Source organism: Streptomyces sp. ATexAB-D23 (assembly GCF_000373645.1).
GTDB classification, from domain to species: domain Bacteria; phylum Actinomycetota; class Actinomycetes; order Streptomycetales; family Streptomycetaceae; genus Streptomyces; species Streptomyces castrisilvae.
In genome coordinates this window covers 36,080-54,479 of record NZ_KB892004.1, presented here as the reverse complement: position 1 = coordinate 54,479, position 18,400 = coordinate 36,080, and the positions used below count along the sequence as shown (strand labels likewise).

Genomic DNA, 18,400 nt, shown 5'->3' with positions numbered 1-18,400 from the left:
TCAGTGGTGCAGACTTCGGCCAATGAGCGCCGTTGCCTGGATCGCCGTGGGTTCGCTTGCCGCATGGGTGTGGCTGCTGCTGTGCCAGGGGTTCTTCTGGCGCACCGACCAGCGGCTGCCGAGACGTGCGGACCCGGAGCGCTGGCCGTCGGTCGCCATTGTCGTGCCCGCCCGCGACGAGGCGGCCATGCTGCCGGTGAGCCTGCCGTCGCTGCTGGCGCAGGACTATCCGGGGACCGCGGAGATCTTCCTGGTCGACGACTGCAGCAAGGACGGCACCGGGGACGTCGCCCGCGCGCTGTCCGTGCGGTACGGGGGGCTTCCGGTGACGGTGGTCTCTCCGGGGGAGCCCGAGCCGGGCTGGACGGGCAAGCTCTGGGCCGTACGGCACGGGATGGCGCTGGCGCGCGCCCGGGACCCGGAGTACCTGCTGCTGACGGACGCGGACATCGCGCACGAGCCGGACAGTCTGCGGGAGCTGGTGGCCGCCGCGGGGGCGGGTGGTTTCGACCTGGTCTCGCAGATGGCGCGGCTGCGGGTGGCGAGCGTCTGGGAGCGGCTCGTGGTGCCGGCCTTCGTCTACTTCTTCTCCCAGCTCTATCCGTTCCGGTGGGTGAACCGGGCCACGGGGCGGACGGCGGCCGCGGCGGGCGGCTGTGTGCTGCTGCGGACGCAGACGGCGGTGCGGGCCGGGGTGCCCGATGTGATCCGGCAGGCGGTGATCGACGACGTGGCGCTGGCCCGCGCGGTACGGCGCGCGGGGGGCCGGATCTGGCTGGGGCTCGCGGAGCGGGTGGACAGTGTGCGCCCCTACCCGCGCCTGGCCGACCTGTGGCGGATGGTCTCGCGCAGCGCGTACGCCCAGCTGCGGCACCATCCCCTGGTGCTGCTCGGTACGGTGCTCGGGCTCGCGCTCGTCTATCTCGCGCCGCCCGTGACGCTGGTCGCCGGGGTGCTGGGCGCGGGTCCGGTGGCGGCGGCGGCCGGGGGCCTGGCGTGGGCCGTGATGGCCGGGACGTACATGCCGATGCTGGGGTACTACCGGCAGTCGCTGTGGCTCGCCCCGCTGCTGCCGGTCACGGCGCTGCTGTACCTGCTGATGACGGTCGATTCGGCGGTGCAGCACTACCGGGGGCGCGGCGCGGCCTGGAAGGGGCGTACGTACGCCCGTCCCGAGGCCGCGCCGGATCAGTGAGTCCCCCGGCGCCCGCGCGGGCTCACTTGCGGCCGGGGGTCCAGTTCATGCCCCAGCCGTAGGCCTGGTCGATGGTGCGCTGCGGGCTGACGCCGCGCTGCGGCACCAGGTAGCGGGCCTCGCGCTGCACGGTGAGGTCGCCCCCCGTGTTGGTGAGGAGCGCGAGGGCGCAGACCGTGGACGGCACCGTGCACTCGTCCAGCGAGAAGTCGATCGGCGCGCCGTTCTGGGGCTGGAGGGTGACGGTCGCGTGCAGGTCGGCGAAGCTCCGGGCCCCCTCGTAGATGGTGACGAAGATCAGGATCCGGCGGAGGGCGGCCTTCTGGTCGAGGTTGATCGTCAGGTTCTCGCCGGTGTCGACGGCTCCGGTGCGGTCGTCGCCGTCGAGGTGGATGAAGGGCGGCTGGTGGAGGGAGCCGAAGGCGTTTCCGAGCGCCTGCACGACTCCCTTGCGCCCGTCGGTCAGCTCGTAGAGCGCGCAGAGGTCCAGGTCGAGGTCGGAGTGGTTCGCGACGGCCCGGCCGAGCTTGCTGCCCCAGCCCTTGAACTGCTTGCGGGTCTCCCAGTTGAGATTCACCCGCATGGCCCCCGAGGTGCCGCCCTGCTTGGCGAGCGAGACGGACGGCGCTTCCTTCGTGAGCGTCACCTTGGTGAGCCGCACGGGCTGCGGGGCGGGCGGCGCCGGGGGCGCGGGCGGGATGGGCGGGGCCATCGGGGCGGCGAGGGTCGGCTGCGGCTGCTGGGGGGCCGGCGGGGGCGGCGGCGCGGCGGTGACCCGCGTGCCCGGGTGCGGCGGCTGGGGGGCCTGGGGCTGCTGGGGTTCGTCGACGGAGATCCCGAAGTCCGTGGCGAGCCCCTCGAGTCCGGAGTCGTAGCCCTGGCCGACGGCCCGGAACTTCCAGGCGCCCTGGCGGCGGTAGAGCTCGCCGAGGATGAAGGCCGTCTCCACCGTGGCGTCGGAAGTGTCGAAGCGCGCCAGTTCGGCGCCGTTGGACGCGTCCATGAGCCGTACGTACAGTCCGCTCACCCGGCCGAACGTGCCGCCGTCCGCCGAAGCGGCCAGCACCACGCGGTCGACGGCGGGCTCCACCCGGGCCAGGTCGACCGCCAGGGTGTCGGTCGCCGAACCGCCCGCGGTGCGCTTGCCCTCGTGGCGCACCGCGCCGGAGGCGTGGGCGGGCTGGTTGTAGAAGACGAAGTCCGCGTCGTCGCGCACCTTTCCCGAGCTGAGGAGAAGGAGCGCGGAGGCGTCCACGTCCGGCGTCCCCGGAGCGGTGTGCCACCCCAGTTCGACGCGCACGGCCTGGGCCGCCACTGGGACATTGGTTCCCTTTTGCATGGTCATGCTCGCCCCCATCGTGAGTCCGCTGCCGAGACCTTTCCGGGGTCAACCTAATGCCCGCGCGGCCCCGGCCCCAAAGAGGTGCCCGGACGGGGCGCACGGGCAGGTGAGCGGCCGGTGCCGCCGGACGAGCGCCACCGCGTCCGGAGTCCGCCGCGCCCATGCCTCGGAGCCCGGCTGATCGGCGGGCCGCTCGGCGGCGTGACGGCGGCCCGGGGCGGGGCAGGCGCTCACAAGGGGCGCCTCGGGCCGTGGAACCGACGGACCGTCCGGCCCGAGGGGGAGGGCCGGATCTCCGAAGAGGGCGGACACCCGGGAGCGGGTTTCGGCCGTTTTCCCCTGATCCGGAGCTGTGGAACGTTTGAGCGGGGCCCTCGATATTCTGGTCCAGACCATTGACCCGCCGTTCGGTCGCTCTCTAGCATCTGCGGCATCACGGCACCCTCTCGGGGCAGCTGTCCCCCTCCCTCACGCGTCACCCTCACAGGCCGTGCACGCATACGGATTCAGCCAGTTCGGCCGGACCGTCCACGACCCGGCCCTCAGGAGCGTCATGCCCGCATCGGACCAGCAGCCCCATCCCTCGGCGCCCGGAGTGTCCGGGCCGCAGGCCGGGACCCACGCGGCGGCTGTTCTCTCCGTCGGGCAGGAACGCCTCTGGTTCCTGGACCAGTTCGAGCCGGGGGACCCGGCGTACAACATTCCGCTCGTGCTCCGGCTCACCGGCCCCCTCTCACCGGAGGCCCTCCGGGCCGCGCTGGACACGGTGGCCGGCCGGCACGACGCGCTGCGCAGCCGGTTCCCCGCCACCGACGGCCGCCCGTACGTCGTGGTCGACCCGCCGGCCCCGGTGCCGTTCGACAGCCGTGATCTGCGGGGGTGTACGGACGCCGACGCCGCCGCGCTGACCGGCGAGTTCACCAACCGGCCGTTCGACCTGGCGCAAGGGCCGTTGCTGCGTGCCGCGCTGCTGCGCACCGGGGAGAGCGCGTACACGTTCTGTCTCGTCGTGCACCACATCGTCGCCGACGGCTGGTCGCTCGGCCTGCTGCGCTCCGAACTCGCCGCGCTCTACTCGGCGTACCGCTCGGGCGGCGGCGCGGAGCTGAGCGAGCCACCGTCCTACCTGGCGCACGCGGCCGCGGAACGCGCCTGGCTGGACAGCGCCGGGGCCACCGCCGCACTGGGCCACTGGCGCCAACTACTCGACGGTGCCGAGCCCTTGGCGCTCCCCCTCGAACGCCCCCGCCCCGTGGTACCGAGCAGCCGGGGCGCCTACCACACCCGGGTGCTGCGCGGCCTGGGCGGCGCGGTGGAAGCCTTCGCCCGCGCGCGGCGGCTCACCCCCTTCATGGTGATCGCCGCCGCCTATCAGACCCTTCTGCACCGCTGCACCGGCCAGGACGACTTCTGTGTGGGTGTCCCCACCGCCGCGCGGACGACGGTCGACAGCGAGCGGACCGTGGGCTATTTCTCCTCCACCCTCGTCCTGCGCGCCGACTTCTCCGGCACCCGGTCGTTCGACACCGTCCTGCGGCGGATCCGGGGCGACTGGCTCCGCGCCCTGACCCACGGCCGTGTCCCGTTCGAACGGCTCACCGAGGAGCTGCGGCAGGACCGGGACACCGGCCGCACGCCCGTCTTCCAGACCCTGCTGACCGTGCACACCCAGAGCGGCGGCGCCCTCGGTGAGCACCGCTTCGCGGATCTCGTCTGCGCCGAGGGGGACGGCGGCCACACCGCCGCCAAGTCCGAACTGAGTCTGGACGTCCGCCCGGACGGTGACGATCTGCACGCCGTCTTCGGCTACCGCACCGATCTCCTGGACGCGGAGCGGACCGCCCGGTTCGCCGCCCGCTTCGAGGTCCTGCTGCGCGCCGCCCTGGAGGCGCCCGGTACGCCCGTGCACCTGCTGCCCCTGCTCGACGAGCGGGAGTCGGCGCAGCGGCGGGACGAGGCGGCGGGACCCGTTCTCGCGCCGTACCCGCCGACGGTCCTCGCCGCGATCGACCGGGCAGCCCTGGCCGCCGGCGCCCCGGCCCTCGTCGGGCCCGGGGAAAGCCTCACCCGCGGGGAACTCGCGGACGCCTCCCGCGCGCTGGCCGCCCGGCTCCTGGCACACGGTGTCCGCCGCGGCGACCTCGTCGCGTTCTGCCTGCCGCGCGGCCCGCGGCCGGTCGTGGCCATGCTCGCCGCCTGGCGCGTCGGCGCGGGCTTCCTCGCGCTGGACCCGCAATACCCGCCCGCCCGGCTCGACTTCATGCTGCGGGACAGCGGGGCGGCGCTCCTGCTGACCGCCGACGGCGAGCCCGTCACGGGCCTCACCGCCGATGTCCCCGTCCTGTCCGCCGCCCCCGGGCCCGGGGCTCCGGCCGGGCCGCTCCCCGGGCCCGGCACCGAGGCGGGCCCGGACGATCCCGCGTACGTCATCTACACCTCGGGCTCCACCGGCACGCCCAAGGGCGTCCTCGTGCCGCACCGCGCGCTCGCCGCCAGGGTCGCCTGGATGCGCCAGGGGTACGGTCTCGGCGAGAGCGACCGGGTCCTGCACAGCGCCTCGCTCTCCTTCGACACCAGCGCCGAGGAGATCTTCCCGGCCCTGGCATCGGGCGCGGTCCTCGTCACCGCCCGGCCCGGGGCCGCCCTCGGCGACCAGCTGGCCGAACCGTACGCGGCCGGGATCACCGTCCTGGACCTGCCGACCCCGTACTGGCACCATCTCGTCGCCGACCTCGGTGAGACCCCGTGGCCGGACACCCTGCGCCTGGTCGTCCTGGGCGCCGACCAGGTGCGCGCCGAGGCGGTCGCCGCCTGGCGGGCCCGGTTCGGCGACGCCGTACGGCTGGTGAACTCCTACGGCCCGACGGAGACCGCGGTCATCGCCACCACGGCGGAGCTGGGCGCGGCGGACGGGCTGCGCAGGCCGCCCATCGGCCGCCCCATCGGCGCGACCACCCTGGCCGTGCTGGACCGCAACGGCGCGCCGGTGCCGCCCGGCACACCCGGCGAGCTGGTCATCGGCGGGGCCGGGGTCGGCGACGGATACCTGGGCCGCCCCGGGGCCACCGCCCGCGCCTTCGTGCCCGACCCGGACGGGCCGCCGGGAGCCCGCCGCTACCGGACCGGCGACCGGGTCCGGCGCCGGGAGGACGGGCAGCTGGAGTTCCTGGGCCGGCTCGACGGCCAGGTGAAGGTGCGCGGCTTCCGGGTCGAGCCGGGCGAGGTCGAGGCCGCGCTCACCGCCCTTCCCTCGGTGGCCGAGGCCGTGGTGTCCGCCCGCGAGGACCGGCTCGTCGCCCACGTCGTACCGGCCCCGGACACGGCCCCGCCGGACCCGGCCCGGCTGCGCGCGGAACTGGCCGCCGCGCTGCCGCCGCACCTGGTCCCCAGCGCCTGGGCCGTGCTCGACCGCCTGCCGCTCACCCCCAACGGCAAGGTGGACCGGGCGGCCCTGCCGGACCCCGGGGCCGCGTCGCCCGGCCGGGCCGCCTTCGTGCCGCCCGGGACCGAGGCGGAGGAACTTGTGGCGGACATCTGGCGCCAGGTGCTCGGCACGGGACCGGTCGGCGCGGACGACGACTTCTTCGACCTGGGCGGCCACTCGCTCCTCGCGACGCGGGTCATCGCCCGACTCCGCGCCTCCGTCGACCTCGCCGTCCCCCTGCGCACCCTGTTCACCCACCGCACCTGTGCCGCCTTCGCCGAGGCCGTGGAAGCCGCTCTGACCGCCGAGATCGACGCCCTGTCGGACACGGCCGCCGAAGAACTGCTGGCCGCGCAGGACGCACTGGAAGGAAGCCGGCCCCGCTCATGAGCGCCGACACCGCCCGCCCGGCAGAACCCGACACCGCCCACGCGGCAGAACCCGCCGCCGCCCGGCTCTCGGCCGCCAAGAAGGAACTGCTGCGCCGCCGCCTGGCCGCGCGCCCCGCCGCCCGCGCCACCATCCCCCGCCGGGACCCGGGCACGCCCGTCCCGCTGTCGTTCGCGCAGGAACGCCTGTGGTTCATGGAGCAGTTCGCCCCGGGCACCGCCGCGTACAACATCCCGGTGGTCCGGCGGCTGCGCGGCCCGCTGGACGCCGGCGCGCTCCGCGCCGCTCTGGACGCGTCCGTCGCCCGGCACGAGACGCTGCGCTCGCGCTACCCGGCCACCGACGACGGGCGCCCGCTGCTGGTCATCGACCCGCCCGGCCCGGCCGCCCTCACCGAGGCCGTGGCCGGCTCCCCGGACGAGGCCGAACGTCTGGTGGACGAGGCGTCGGCCGTGCCCTTCGACCTGGAGCGGGGCCCGCTGCTGCGGGCCCTGCTGATCCGGCTGGCCCCCGACGACCACGTCCTGCTCCTGGTGGTCCATCACAGCGTCAGCGACGGCTGGTCCAGCGAGGTCCTGCTCGGCGAGGTGCTGCGCGGCTACGCCGCCCGGGTCGCGGGCGAACCCGACCCGCTGCCGGAACTCGCCGTGCGGTACGGGGACTTCGCGCTGTGGCAGCGCGAGCAGCTGAGCGGTGAACGGCTGGCCGCCGAGGTCGCCCACTGGTCCCGTGAACTGGCCGGGGTCGAACCGCTGGAGCTCGCCTTCTCCCGTCCCCGGCCGCCCCGTCAGACCTTCGACGGCGCCGGGCACGCGTTCTTCGTCGACCGCGCCCTCCTGGACCGGCTCGCGGCGCTCGGCCGGCTCCACGACGCGACCGTCCACATGGTGCTCCTGGCCGCCTTCCAGATCCTTCTCGCCCGCTTCAGCGGCCGGCGCGACTTCGCGGTCGGCTCCCCCGTCGCAGGGCGCTCCGAACCGGAACTCGAAGCCCTGGTCGGCATGTTCGTGAACGTGATCGCGCTGCCGGCCCAGCTGGAGGGCGACCCGTCGTTCACGGAGCTTCTGCGCCGTACCCGCGAAACCTGCCTGGACGCCTACGCGCACCAGGAGCTGCCGTTCGCACAGCTGGTCAGCGAGCTGAAGGTGGCGCGGGACGTGTCGCGCCCGCCCGTCTTCCAGGCCGTCCTGGCCGTACAGAACTACGCCACCCAGCGCGACGCGGCATCGGACGGCCCGCTGACGGCCGAGCCGTTCGGGGTGCGGGCCAGCGGGACCCGCTTCGATCTCGAACTCTTCCTCCAGGAGTGGCCCGACGGGCTGCACGGCTCGTTCAACTTCAACACCGACCTCTTCGACGCGTCCGACATCGCGCGTCTCGCCGACCACCTCGGCAGACTCCTGCGCTCCGTGGCGGATGCCCCCGGGAAGCCGCTGTCGGACCTGGCCGGGCCCACCCCGGACGAACACGACACCGAGACGCGCCGGTTCAACGACACCGCCGTGGACCGCCCCGCCACCACCCTCACCGCCCTGGTGGCCGAGCAGATCGCCCGCACGCCCGACGCGGTCGCCGTGGCCTTCGACGGCCGGCCCGCCCTCACCTACCGGCAGCTCGACGAGCGGGCCGACCGGATCGCCGCCCGGCTGGCCGCCGAGGGCATCGGGCCGGGCGGCCTGGTCGCCATCTGCTCCGAACGCTCCCCCGACCTCGTGGCCGGCCTGCTCGGCATCCTGCGCACCGGCGCCGCCTACGCCCCGCTGGAACCGGGCTACCCCGCCGAACGCCTCGCCTTCCTCCTCGCCGACAGCGACGCACCCGTCCTGCTGACACAGCGCGGACTGCCCACGCCGCACGGCTGCACCGCGCAGATCATGCTGCTGGACGATCCCGTGGAGCCGCCCCGTTCGCGCCGCCGGCCGGCCGGCCCCTGCCCCGACGATCCCGCCTACCTCATCTACACCTCGGGCTCCACCGGCCGCCCGAAGGGTGTGCCCAACACCCACCGGGCCATCGCCAACCGCATCCAGTGGATGCAGGACGCCTACCGCCTGGGCCCGGACGACGCCGTCCTGCAGAAGACCCCCGTCGGCTTCGACGTGTCGGTCTGGGAGTTCTTCTGGCCCCTGGCGACCGGAGCGCGCATCGTCCTCGCCAGGCCCGGCGGCCAGAGGGACGCCGGCTATCTGCTCGACCTCATCGCCACGGCCGGTGTCACCGTCGCACACTTCGTCCCCGCCATGCTGACGGTCTTCCTCGCCGAGGAGGGCGTCGAGCGGTGCACGGCACTGCGCCGCGTGATCAGCAGCGGGGAGGCCCTGCCGCCCGACACGGCCCGCGAGCTGACCGGCCGGCTGCCGCACTGCGCCCTCGCCAACCTGTACGGGCCGACGGAGGCCGCCGTCGACGTCTCCTCCTGGGAGTGCGCCGGCCCCCTGGAGACGGTGCCGATCGGGCGGCCCATCGACAACACCCGGCTGTACGTGCTGGACGCCGCCCTGCGCCCGGTGCCGCCCGGTGCCCCCGGCGAACTGCACATCGGGGGCACCGCGGTGGCCCTCGGCTACCACCGCAGGCCGGGGCTGACCGCGGCCCGGTTCGTGCCCGACCCGTACGGCCCGCCCGGCTCCCGCCTGTACCGCACCGGGGACCTGGCCCGCCGCCTCCCGGACGGCACCCTCCAGCACCTGGGCCGCGTCGACCAGCAGATCAAGCTGCGCGGGCTGCGGATCGAACCCGGCGAGACCGAGGCCGCGCTGCGCGCCCAGCCCGGGGTCGCCGACGCCGCCGTCGTCCTGCGTGAGGACCGGCCGGGCGACAAGCGCCTCGTCGGGTACGTCGTGGCCGCCGCCGGATCGGACGGTCCCGAGCCGGCCCGGCTGCGTACGGCCCTGAAGCGGCTGCTCCCCGATCACCAGGTGCCTTCGGTGGTGGCCGTCGTCCCCGCCCTGCCGCTCACCCCCAACGGGAAGCTCGACCGCCGCGCCCTGCCCGCTCCCCAGCTGCGGCGCCCCTCCGGCGCCGCCCGGCCCGCCACCGAGGTCGAGCGCCTGCTCGCCGGCGTCTGGGGCGAGGTGCTCGGCCTGACGGAGGTCGGCGCGGACGAGGACTTCTTCGACATCGGCGGCCACTCGCTCCTCGCCACCCAGGTCGTCGCCAGGGCCCGCGCCCGGCTGACCGAGGCGGGCGCGCGGCCCGTCAGCGTCATGGACCTCTTCACCCACCGCACCGTCCGCGACCTGGCGGCCGTCGCCGCCCGGGACGAGCAGGACGACGCCCCGAGGCCGCTGCTGCACCGGCTCACCCCGCCCGTGTCCGCCGCCCACCGCGCCCGCACCTTCGTCTGCGTGCCCTACGGCGGCGGCAGCCCCGTCGTCTACCAGCCCGTCGCCGACGCGCTGCCCTCGGACGTCGAGCTGTGGGCGGTCGCCGTGCCGGGCCACGACGTCGGCGTCACCGAGGAGTCCGTGCCGTTCGACGAACTGGCCCGGCGCATCGCGGCCGAGGTGCGGGAGCGGACCGGGGGTCCCGTCGTGGTCTATGGCCACTGCGCGGTCGGCACGGCCCTGGCGATCGCCGTCTCCCGGCTGCTGGAAGCGGCCGGGCACCCCCTGGAGGCCGTCTACGCCGGCGCCCAGTTCCCCTTCGCCCGGCCGCGCAGCCGGGTGCTCAACGCGCTGAGCCGCGTCGCCTCCCTCGAACCGCTGCTCGGGGACCGGGTCTACGCGAACTGGCTGATCGGGCTCGGTGTGAACACCTCCGACCTCGACAAGGAGCAGGCCGCCTTCATCATCGGCAACATGCGCCGCGACACGCAGGCCGCCGAGGACTACTTCACCCGGGCCATCGCCGAAGTCGCGGCCGGTGCGCCTCGGTTGCGCGCCCCGCTCATCTGCCTGATCGGTGACCAGGACCCGGCGGCCGACTTCTACCAGGAGCGCTACCGCGAGTGGCTGCTGCTGGCCGAGCGCTCCGCCGTGGCCGTGCTCGACCAGGGCGGTCACTTCTTCCTCAAGTACCGGGCCGCCGAGGTCGCCGACGCGGTCACCACCGTGCACCTCGCGGTGCGCGACGGGGCGACGGGCGAGCTGCCAGCCCGCGATCCGCTGCACTCGTGGTGGTTCCACGGGGACACCGGGCCCGTCGCGGCCGCGGACGACGGGACCGGTGCCGAAACGCCCTCGGGGGGCACGGAATCCGACGCCGGACCCGAGCCCAGCATGCGCAGGTTCCTCGCGGTCGCGAGCGGCCAGCTGGTCTCCATCACCGGTTCGGCGCTGACCGAGTTCGCACTGCCCCTGTGGATCCTGCTGAACACCGGTTCCCTCACCCGGTACGCGCTCTACGCGGTCGTCGCCATGGTCCCCGGCATCCTCGTCGGCCCGCTCGCGGGGGCCCTCGTCGACCGGATGGACCGGCGCACCGTGCTCCTGGCCGGGGACATCACCGCCTGCACCACGCAGGCCGGGCTCCTGGCCCTGCTCCTCACCGGGAACCTGCACTCCTGGGAGGTGTATGTCCTGCTCGGCGTGCTCTCCCTCGCCCTGACCTTCCAGCGGCTCGCCTACGCCTCCGCGGTCCCGCAGCTCGTACCCAAGCAGTACCTCGGCCACGCCAACGGAATCGTCCAGCTCGCCTTCGGCACAGCTCAGTTCGTCGTCCCGCTGGTGGCCGTCGCGCTGATGGCGGCGATCGGTCTGCGCGGCATCCTCGTCATCGACGTGGCCAGCTACGTCCTGGCCATCGGTGTCCTGCTGGCGGTGAAGTTCCCCCGGACGCTGCCGTGGACCCGGCGCGAGTCCCTGGTCTCCGAGATCCGGCACGGCTTCGCCCATTCCTGGCGCAACCGGGGCTTCCGGGCGATGCTGCTGTGGTTCGCGGGGCTGAACGTCTTCCTCTCCCCGCTCTTCCTGCTCATCACCCCGATGGTCCTCGCCTTCGACGATCTCCAGGGCGCGGCGCGGGTCGCGGTGGCGGGCGGCGCGGGGGCGATCCTGGGCGGGATCGTCATGGGGTTCTGGGGTGGCCCCCGGCGCCACCGGCTGCGGGGCATGCTCGGCCTCGCGGCGCTCCTCGCGCTGGCCGGAGCGGTCACCGGGCTGCACGCGGGGCTCTGGGTGATCGCCGCCGGGGCGTTCGGCATGTCGTTCGCGCTCTCCCTCGTCAACGGCGTCTACTCCACGATCGTCCAGGTCAAGGTGCCACAGCGCTTCCACGGCCGCGTCTTCGCCCTGAACACCCTGGTCGCCTGGTCCACCCTGCCGTTGGGCCACGGCGTCATCGCCCCGCTGGGCTCCTCGGTGCTGGGGCCCCTGATGGAGCCGGGCGGGGCGCTCGCCCCCGTCTTCGGCCCTTTGATCGGCACCGGGCCGGGGCGCGGCATCGCCCTGATGTACGTGCTGTTCGGCTGCGCCATGCTCGGCCTGGTCGCGCTCGGCCTGCGCCTTCCGGTGCTGGCGCGCTTCGACCGGGACGTGCCCGAGGCGGAGCCGGACGATCTGGTCGGCCTGCGCGAGCGTGCCCGTATCGCCGCCGCCCGCCGCGCGAAGGAGATCCGGACATGACACCGACAGCGGTCGCCACGCTGCCCGCCCTCCTCGCCCACCGTGCCGCGGCACACGGGGAGCGCACGGCCCTGATCACCGGCCGTGACCGGCTCGACTTCGCGTCGTGGCAGGCCCGTTCGGGGGCGTACGCCTCCGCGCTGCGCTCCGCCGGGGTGCGGCCGGGGGACCGCGTGGTGCTCCACCACAGCACGGGACGGTGGACGGATTTCGCCGTCGCCTTCCTCGCGGTGCTGCGCGCGGGCGGGGTGGCCGTCCCGCTGTCCGACCGGTCCGCACCGGCCACCACTGCTTACGTGCTCGCGGATACGGGGGCCCGCTTCCTGCTGCACGGCGCGGGGGACCCCCTGCCCGCGCTGCCCGGCGGGACCGCCGTGCTGACGGAGTCCGACGCCGACGGCCACCCCTCCCGGCCGGACCTGCCCGAACCCGCGCCCGGTGACCTCGCCCAGATCCTCTACACCTCCGGCACCACCGGAACCCCGAAGGCGGTCGGCGCCCGCCACTCCAACCTGGCGTACGGGTGCACCTCGGACGAGCGCAGGCGGCCGCTGCGTCACTCGTCCGCCTTCCTGCACGCCTTCCCGGTCGGCACGAACGCCGGCCAGACCATGCTGGTCAACGCGCTGAACGCGTACGCCACCTGTGTCACCGCCCCTCAGTTCACCCCGGCCCGTTTCCTGCGCCTGCTGTCGGAGCACGACATCGGGAGCGTGTTCCTCGTCCCCGCGATGGCGATCGAACTGCTGGCGTCACCCGCCCTCGCCGACGCGGGTTCTCCGGGCGCGCGGGACGCCGTGCGCCTGGTCGGTTCCACGGCCGCCGCCCTGCCCCAGCCGGTCGCGCTCGGCCTCGGCCGGGCCTTCCCGAAGGCGCAGATCGTCAACTACTACACCTCGACCGAGGCGGCGCCCGCGCAGATCACCCTGCTGTTCGACCCGGCGCGCCCCGACTCGCCCGGCCGTCCCGCCTCGCTGGCCGATCTGCGGGTGACCACGCCCGGGGGCTCGCCGGTCCCGGCGGGGCAGCCGGGCGAGCTGTGGCTGCGTTCGGCCGCGGCCCCCCGGGCGTACGTGGGTGAGGTGGACGGCGAGGTCTTCCAGGGGCGCTGGATACGCATGGGCGACCTGGGCCGGGTGGACGAGGAGGGTTTCCTGCACCTGCTCGACCGGGAGCGCGACGTCGTCAAGTCGGGCGCCCACAAGGTCTCCACCCTCCAGGTGGAGGACGCCCTGCACGCCCATCCGCAGGTCCGCGACGCCGCCGCCTTCGGGGTGCCGCACCCGGTGCTGGGAAGCGTCGTCGCCGCCGTGGTCGTCGCCGACGACGACGGCCTGACCGCCGGCGCCCTGCGGGCCTTCCTGCTCGACCTGCTGGCCGTCCACGAACTGCCCGCCACCGTGCTGTTCCGCGACGCCCTGCCGCGCAATGAGGCCGGCAAGGTCCTCAAGCGCGAACTGCGCCGCATCCTCGCCCAAGACGACTCCGAGGCCATCCTGTGAACGCGACCCTCAGCTCCGCCCAGCACGGCGTCTGGCTCACCGAGCGCACCCTGGACACCGCTTCCGCCTATCACCTGACCCTGGCCGTACACCTCGACGGCCCGCTGGACGCCGACCGCCTGGTCCGGGCCTGCTCCGCCGTCGCCGCCCATCACCCGGCCCTCACCACGGTGTTCGCCTCCGACGGCACCCCGGGGCCCGGAACCGGGCCGTCGCACCCGCGCACCGCCGAGTGCGCCCCCGGTGAACTCGACGCGCTTCTCGCCCGGGAACGGGCCCTGCCCTTCGACCTCGTCCACGGTCCGCCGCACCGCTTCCTGCTCGTCCGGCTGTCCCCCGTACGGCATGTCCTGGTCCTGACCGCCCATCACCTCGTCTTCGACGGCGAGTCCAAGGACCGGCTGGTCGACGACCTGGCCACCGCCTACCGGGGCGGTCCGCTCGCCCCTGCCGTCCCGCTGCCGCAAGGCGCTCCCTCCCGCGAGGCCCTCGCGGACGCCGAGGCGTACTGGGCGGCCCGCTGGCACGACCCGGCCGCGCCTCCGCTGCCGGGGCTCGTGGTCTCCTCCGTGCCCGGCACCGCGCCCGCGCCCGGTGCGGAGACCGCGTGGAGCCTCGGGCCCGACCGGGCCGCGCGCCTGGGCGCGGCGGCCGAGCGGCTCGGGCTCACCCGTTTCGAACTCCTCACCGCGTCCTGGCACGCACTGCTCGCGCGCTACGGCGACCCCGCCCCCGTGACGGCCATCGAGCTGTCGCTGCGTCAGCCGGGCGCGGCTCGCGGCGTGGGGCCGGCCGTCAACGAGCTGCCCCTGTTCACCACGGCCGACCTCGACGCGCCGTTCGCGGCCTGGGCCCGGACGGTGCGCGCCGAGCTGCGCGCCCTGTACCGGCACCGGGCCGTCCCGCTGGGCCGTGCGGTGCGCGGGCTGACCCCGCGCACCGCGCTCACCCCGCTCTCGCTCAGCTACCGGCGCCTGGCTGCCTCCCGGCCGTGCCCCGATTTCGGTGCAGGGGTGCGCGCCGAGGTCCGCCTGCTCGGCTTCTGCGGCACCGCGCGCAACCTGGCGCACCTCCAGCTCGTCGACTCCGGTTTTGAGGTGGAGGCCAGTCTCCAGTTCCGCGCCGCCGCGCTCACCGCCGAGGGAGCACGGCGCGTCGCGGACCACTGGACGACTCTTCTCGACGGCGCGCTGGCCGAGCCGGGAACGCCGGTCGCCGGCCTGCCCCTGCTGGCGCCCCGGGAGCGGGCCGCGCAGCTGGCCGCGCCGGAGCCGCGCCCGGGACTCGCCCGGCGCACCGTGCCCGAGCTGTTCGCCGAGGCGGTGGCGGCCCGTCCGGACGCGATCGCCGTGGTCTGCGGCGACGAGACCCTGACCTACCGCGCGCTCTCCGCGCTCGTGGCGCACGCGGCCGACGCGCTGGGCCGCCACGGTGCGGGCCCCGGCACGCTCGTCGGGATCGAGCTGCCGCGCGGGCGCGACCAGTTGGTGGCCGTCCTCGCCTCGCTGGCCCTCGGGGCCGCCTATCTGCCGCTCGACCCCGGTTACCCGGCCGAGCGGCTGGCGTTCATCAGGTCCGACTCCCGCCTCGCGCTCCGCATCACGACGCGCCCCGAGGGCCCCGGCGACCTCGCCCCGGCCGCTCTCGCACCCGCCGGCCCGGACACCCCGGCGCTGCCGTCCGGCCCGGCGCCCGGCCATCCCGCCTATGTGCTCTACACCTCCGGATCGACCGGGCGGCCCAAGGGCGTGGAGGTGCCCCACTCCGCGCTCGCCAACGTCCTGGGCGCCCTGCGCGACCATCTGGGCTCCCGGCCCGATGACCGCTGGCTGGGGCTCACCTCGCTGTCCTTCGACATCTCCGCGGTCGAACTGCTCCTGCCCCTCATCAGCGCAGGCCGCGTCGTCCTCGTGCCGGAGGGCGGCCACCGCGACGGGCCGGCGCTCCTCGGGCTCATCGTCCGCGAGGAGGTCACGCACGTCCAGGCGACGCCCAGCGGGTGGCGGATGCTCCTCGACGCGGGGCTCGGCGGGCACGCGGCGGGGCTCACCGCGCTGACCGGCGGCGAGGCGCTGCCGCCCGCCCTGGCCACGGACCTGGGCGCCGTCAGCAAACGGCTGGTGAACGTCTACGGGCCGACCGAGACGACCATCTGGTCCACCCTGGCGGAGCCCGCCGTGAGCGACGACGGAGAGGTCCTCATCGGCGAACCGCTCGCCAACACCCGCGCCTACGTCCTGGACGAGCGGCTGCGCCCCGTTCCGTACGGGCTGCCGGGTGAGCTGTACCTCGGCGGCGCGGGCCTGGCCCATGGCTACCGGCACCGTCCGGGACTGACCGCCACACGTTTCGTCCCGGACCCGTACGGTCCGCCCGGGGCCCGCCTCTACCGCACGGGCGACCTCGTCCGGCGCCTGCCCGGCGGCGGCCTCGTCTGCCTCGGCCGCTCGGACACCCAGATCAAGCTGCGCGGCCACCGCGTCGAACTGGGCGAGATCGAGGCGCGGCTGACGTCGCATCCCTCGGTGGCGCGGGCCGCCGCCGCGGTCCACGGGGCGGACGGCGACCGCAGGCTGAGCGCCTATGTCGTCCCGGCCGGCCCGCCGCCCACGGCGGAGGAGCTGCGCGCCCATCTCGCCGCCGCGCTCCCCGCCGCCGCCGTGCCCGCCACCTACACGGTGCTGGAGGTCTTCCCGCTCACACCGAACGGCAAGCTGGACCGGGCCGCGCTCCCGGAGCCGGTCCCGGTGCGCGGGCCCACGGCCGGCGACGACGGGGGGCCCGGCTCCGGCCCCGCCGTCGACGCGGTGCTCGCCATCTGGCGGGAGGTCCTGGAGCTGGACGATCTGGGCCCCGACGAGGACCTGTTCGACCTCGGGGGCCATTCCCTGACCATCACCGCGATCGCCGCCCGTATCCACCGCACCCTGGGCGTGGACCTCCCGTTCGACGTCTTCTTCGACGCCCCCACCGTGCGCGGCGTCGCCGCCGCCGTCACCGCCCTGCGCAAGGAGTAACACCATGACGGATCAGATCCGCTACCTCGTGGCCGTCAACGACGAGGAGCAGCACGCCCTCTGGCCGGAAGGCACCGAACTGCCCGCGGGCTGGCGGGCCGAGGGCTTCAGCGGCACCGAGGAGGAGTGCGTCGCGCACGTCGACCGGGTCTGGCCGGACATCCGGCCTCTCAGCCTGCGCCGCCGTCTGGCCGACGAGGCGGCCCGGCAAGCGGGCGGTGCCAGGTGACCGCGCCCGCCCCGACCCCGTACGCAATCGCCCGGCTCGTCGAGCGGGCCACCGACGGCCGGATCGCCGCCGCCGGTCTCGTCGGCTCCACCGAACCCCTGGCCGCCCTCGGGGTCAGCTCGCTCTCCCTGCTGCGGCTCGCCGACAGCCTGGAGTCCGAGTACGGCGTGCTCATCGACCTCGGCGACCGGGCGCTGTACACCGAGGGTCTCGCCGGACTCACCGAACGGGTACGGAGTCTGGCCGCCGAGGGCACGCCGTGACGGCGGCGGCCGGGGACACGCTCGTCCCGGACCCGGCGGCCGCCGTGCCCTTCGCGGGCGGCCGGACCGGCGACGCCCCGCTCACCTGGGGCCAGCGCGCGATCTGGCACGCGATCGGGCGCACCGCGCCCAACGACCACTACTTCAACATCGGCCGGGTCCTCCCGCTCGCCGACCGGGGCGCTCCGGTGGACCTGCACCGGCTGACGGGCGCGCTCGCCGCGCTCGTCGTCCGCCACGAGGCGCTGCGCACCCGGATCGTGTCAGGCGACGGCGGGGAACCACGCCAGCGCCTGTACTCCCAGGGGCTGCTGGAGGTACGCGTCCACGACGTGCCCGAGCGGGCCGGGGCCCCGGGGGCGGCCGACGCCCTGCTGTCGTCCCTGGTCGCCCGCCGTTTCGACTACGCGGACGAGTGGCCCGTACGGTTCGGTGCCGTACGCCACGAGGGGCGGATCACGCACGTGGTGATGGCGCTGTGCCATCTGGCCGCCGACGGGCACGCCGCCGAGGTCCTGGTCCGTGATCTGCGGCTGCTGGCCCGACGCGGGTCGGCCGGTCCCGTCTGCGCCGGGAACCCTCTCGACCTCGCACACCATCAGGCGTCCCCGGCCGGCCGCCGCTCGGGCCGGGCGGCACTCGCGCACTGGGAGAGGGGGCTCCGTGCGGCGCCCCCGACGATGTTCCCCACCCCGGTCGCCGAGCCGCGCACCCCCCGTTTCTGGACGGGCCGGCTCGTCTCCGCCGCGCTCCCCCGGGCCGTCGACGCGCTGGCCGCCGCGCACCGGGTCAGCGGCTCGACGGTGCTCCTGACCGCCTCGGCCGCCCTGGTCGCCGCCGGTCAGGGGCACGCGGTCGCGGCGGTCATGCCGATCGCGGGCAACCGCGCGGCCGAGGGCCACCGCACCCTGGTCACCACGCTGTCGCAGGACGCGCTGTTCGTGCTGCGCATGGACGAGGTGGCGGGCCCGGACGCCGGCTTCACCGATCTGCTGGCGGGCGCCTGGCCGGCCGCGCTCGCCGGGTACCGGGCCGCCGCGTACGACCCCGCCGACTGGGACGCCCTGCTGGACGAGGCGGCCGTCGAGCGCGGCACCGAGGTGCATCCGTACTGCTGCTTCAACGACATGCGTCTGGTGGAACGCCCGGCGGCGCCCGGCCGGGCGCCGCTTCCGGACGAACTCGCCGCGCTCCGCCGCCGCAGCGTCCTCGACTTCCCCGCGACCCAGGACCGCGTCGCCTGCCGGTACTGCCTGCACGTGAGCGGGGACGACAGCGCGCTCACCGTCACCCTGACCGCCGACACCGCGTTCCTGCCGCCGGACACCATCCATGCCCATCTGCGCGCCATCGAGGAGGTCGTCGTGACCGCGTCGGCCGGAAACCCGCCCCTGTTGACGGAGCTGCCGGGGCTCCTCGCGGCCGAGGGAGCCGTCCGATGAGCGCGCCCCTCGTCCCGCGTCCGACGGCCCGC

At 75.2% G+C, this 18,400-nt stretch carries 9 protein-coding genes; 8 read left to right on the top strand and 1 reads right to left on the bottom strand.

Features of this window, described 5'->3' with window-relative positions; all coding sequences use genetic code 11:
• Window positions 1-22 precede the first annotated feature (22 nt).
• Window positions 23-1,195: a glycosyltransferase gene (locus B082_RS0106155; protein ID WP_026249482.1), complete on the top strand. Its 1,173-nt coding sequence runs from the start codon at window positions 23-25 to the stop codon at window positions 1,193-1,195.
• Window positions 1,196-1,217: 22 nt separating this feature from the next.
• Here the strand turns inward: B082_RS0106155 and B082_RS0106150 are convergent, their stop codons facing one another.
• Entirely contained in the window at window positions 1,218-2,552 is a 1,335-nt protein-coding gene (locus B082_RS0106150; RefSeq protein WP_078622507.1) for a TerD family protein, read from the bottom strand.
• 538 nt (window positions 2,553-3,090) lie between these two features.
• Between B082_RS0106150 and B082_RS0106145 the strand changes: the two genes are divergently transcribed.
• The 7 genes from B082_RS0106145 to B082_RS0106115 are packed head-to-tail and all read left to right on the top strand — an operon-like array spanning window position 3,091 to window position 18,368.
• Window positions 3,091-6,351: a non-ribosomal peptide synthetase gene (locus B082_RS0106145; RefSeq protein ID WP_018550930.1), complete on the top strand. Its 3,261-nt coding sequence runs from the start codon at window positions 3,091-3,093 to the stop codon at window positions 6,349-6,351.
• Complete coding sequence (locus tag B082_RS0106140; RefSeq protein WP_018550929.1) at window positions 6,348-11,915, top strand: non-ribosomal peptide synthetase/MFS transporter; 5,568 nt, start codon at window positions 6,348-6,350, stop codon at window positions 11,913-11,915. The genes B082_RS0106145 and B082_RS0106140 overlap by 4 nt, the downstream gene beginning before the upstream one ends.
• Window positions 11,912-13,417, top strand: a complete 1,506-nt coding sequence (locus B082_RS0106135; protein ID WP_018550928.1) for a class I adenylate-forming enzyme family protein — start codon at window positions 11,912-11,914, stop codon at window positions 13,415-13,417. Before B082_RS0106140 ends, B082_RS0106135 begins: the two co-directional genes overlap by 4 nt.
• Complete coding sequence (locus B082_RS0106130) at window positions 13,414-16,434, top strand: non-ribosomal peptide synthetase (RefSeq protein WP_018550927.1); 3,021 nt, start codon at window positions 13,414-13,416, stop codon at window positions 16,432-16,434. Before B082_RS0106135 ends, B082_RS0106130 begins: the two co-directional genes overlap by 4 nt.
• 4 nt (window positions 16,435-16,438) lie before the next feature.
• On the top strand, window positions 16,439-16,663 hold the full coding sequence (locus tag B082_RS0106125) for an MbtH family protein (RefSeq protein ID WP_018550926.1): 225 nt from the start codon (window positions 16,439-16,441) through the stop codon (window positions 16,661-16,663).
• The gene (locus tag B082_RS0106120; protein WP_018550925.1) at window positions 16,660-16,926 is read left to right on the top strand and encodes an acyl carrier protein; all 267 of its coding nucleotides are present in this window, start codon (window positions 16,660-16,662) and stop codon (window positions 16,924-16,926) included. The genes B082_RS0106125 and B082_RS0106120 overlap by 4 nt, the downstream gene beginning before the upstream one ends.
• Window positions 16,923-18,368 (top strand): condensation domain-containing protein, encoded by a 1,446-nt coding sequence (locus B082_RS0106115; protein ID WP_018550924.1) that lies wholly within the window; start codon window positions 16,923-16,925, stop codon window positions 18,366-18,368. Before B082_RS0106120 ends, B082_RS0106115 begins: the two co-directional genes overlap by 4 nt.
• Window positions 18,369-18,400: the final 32 nt, after the last annotated feature.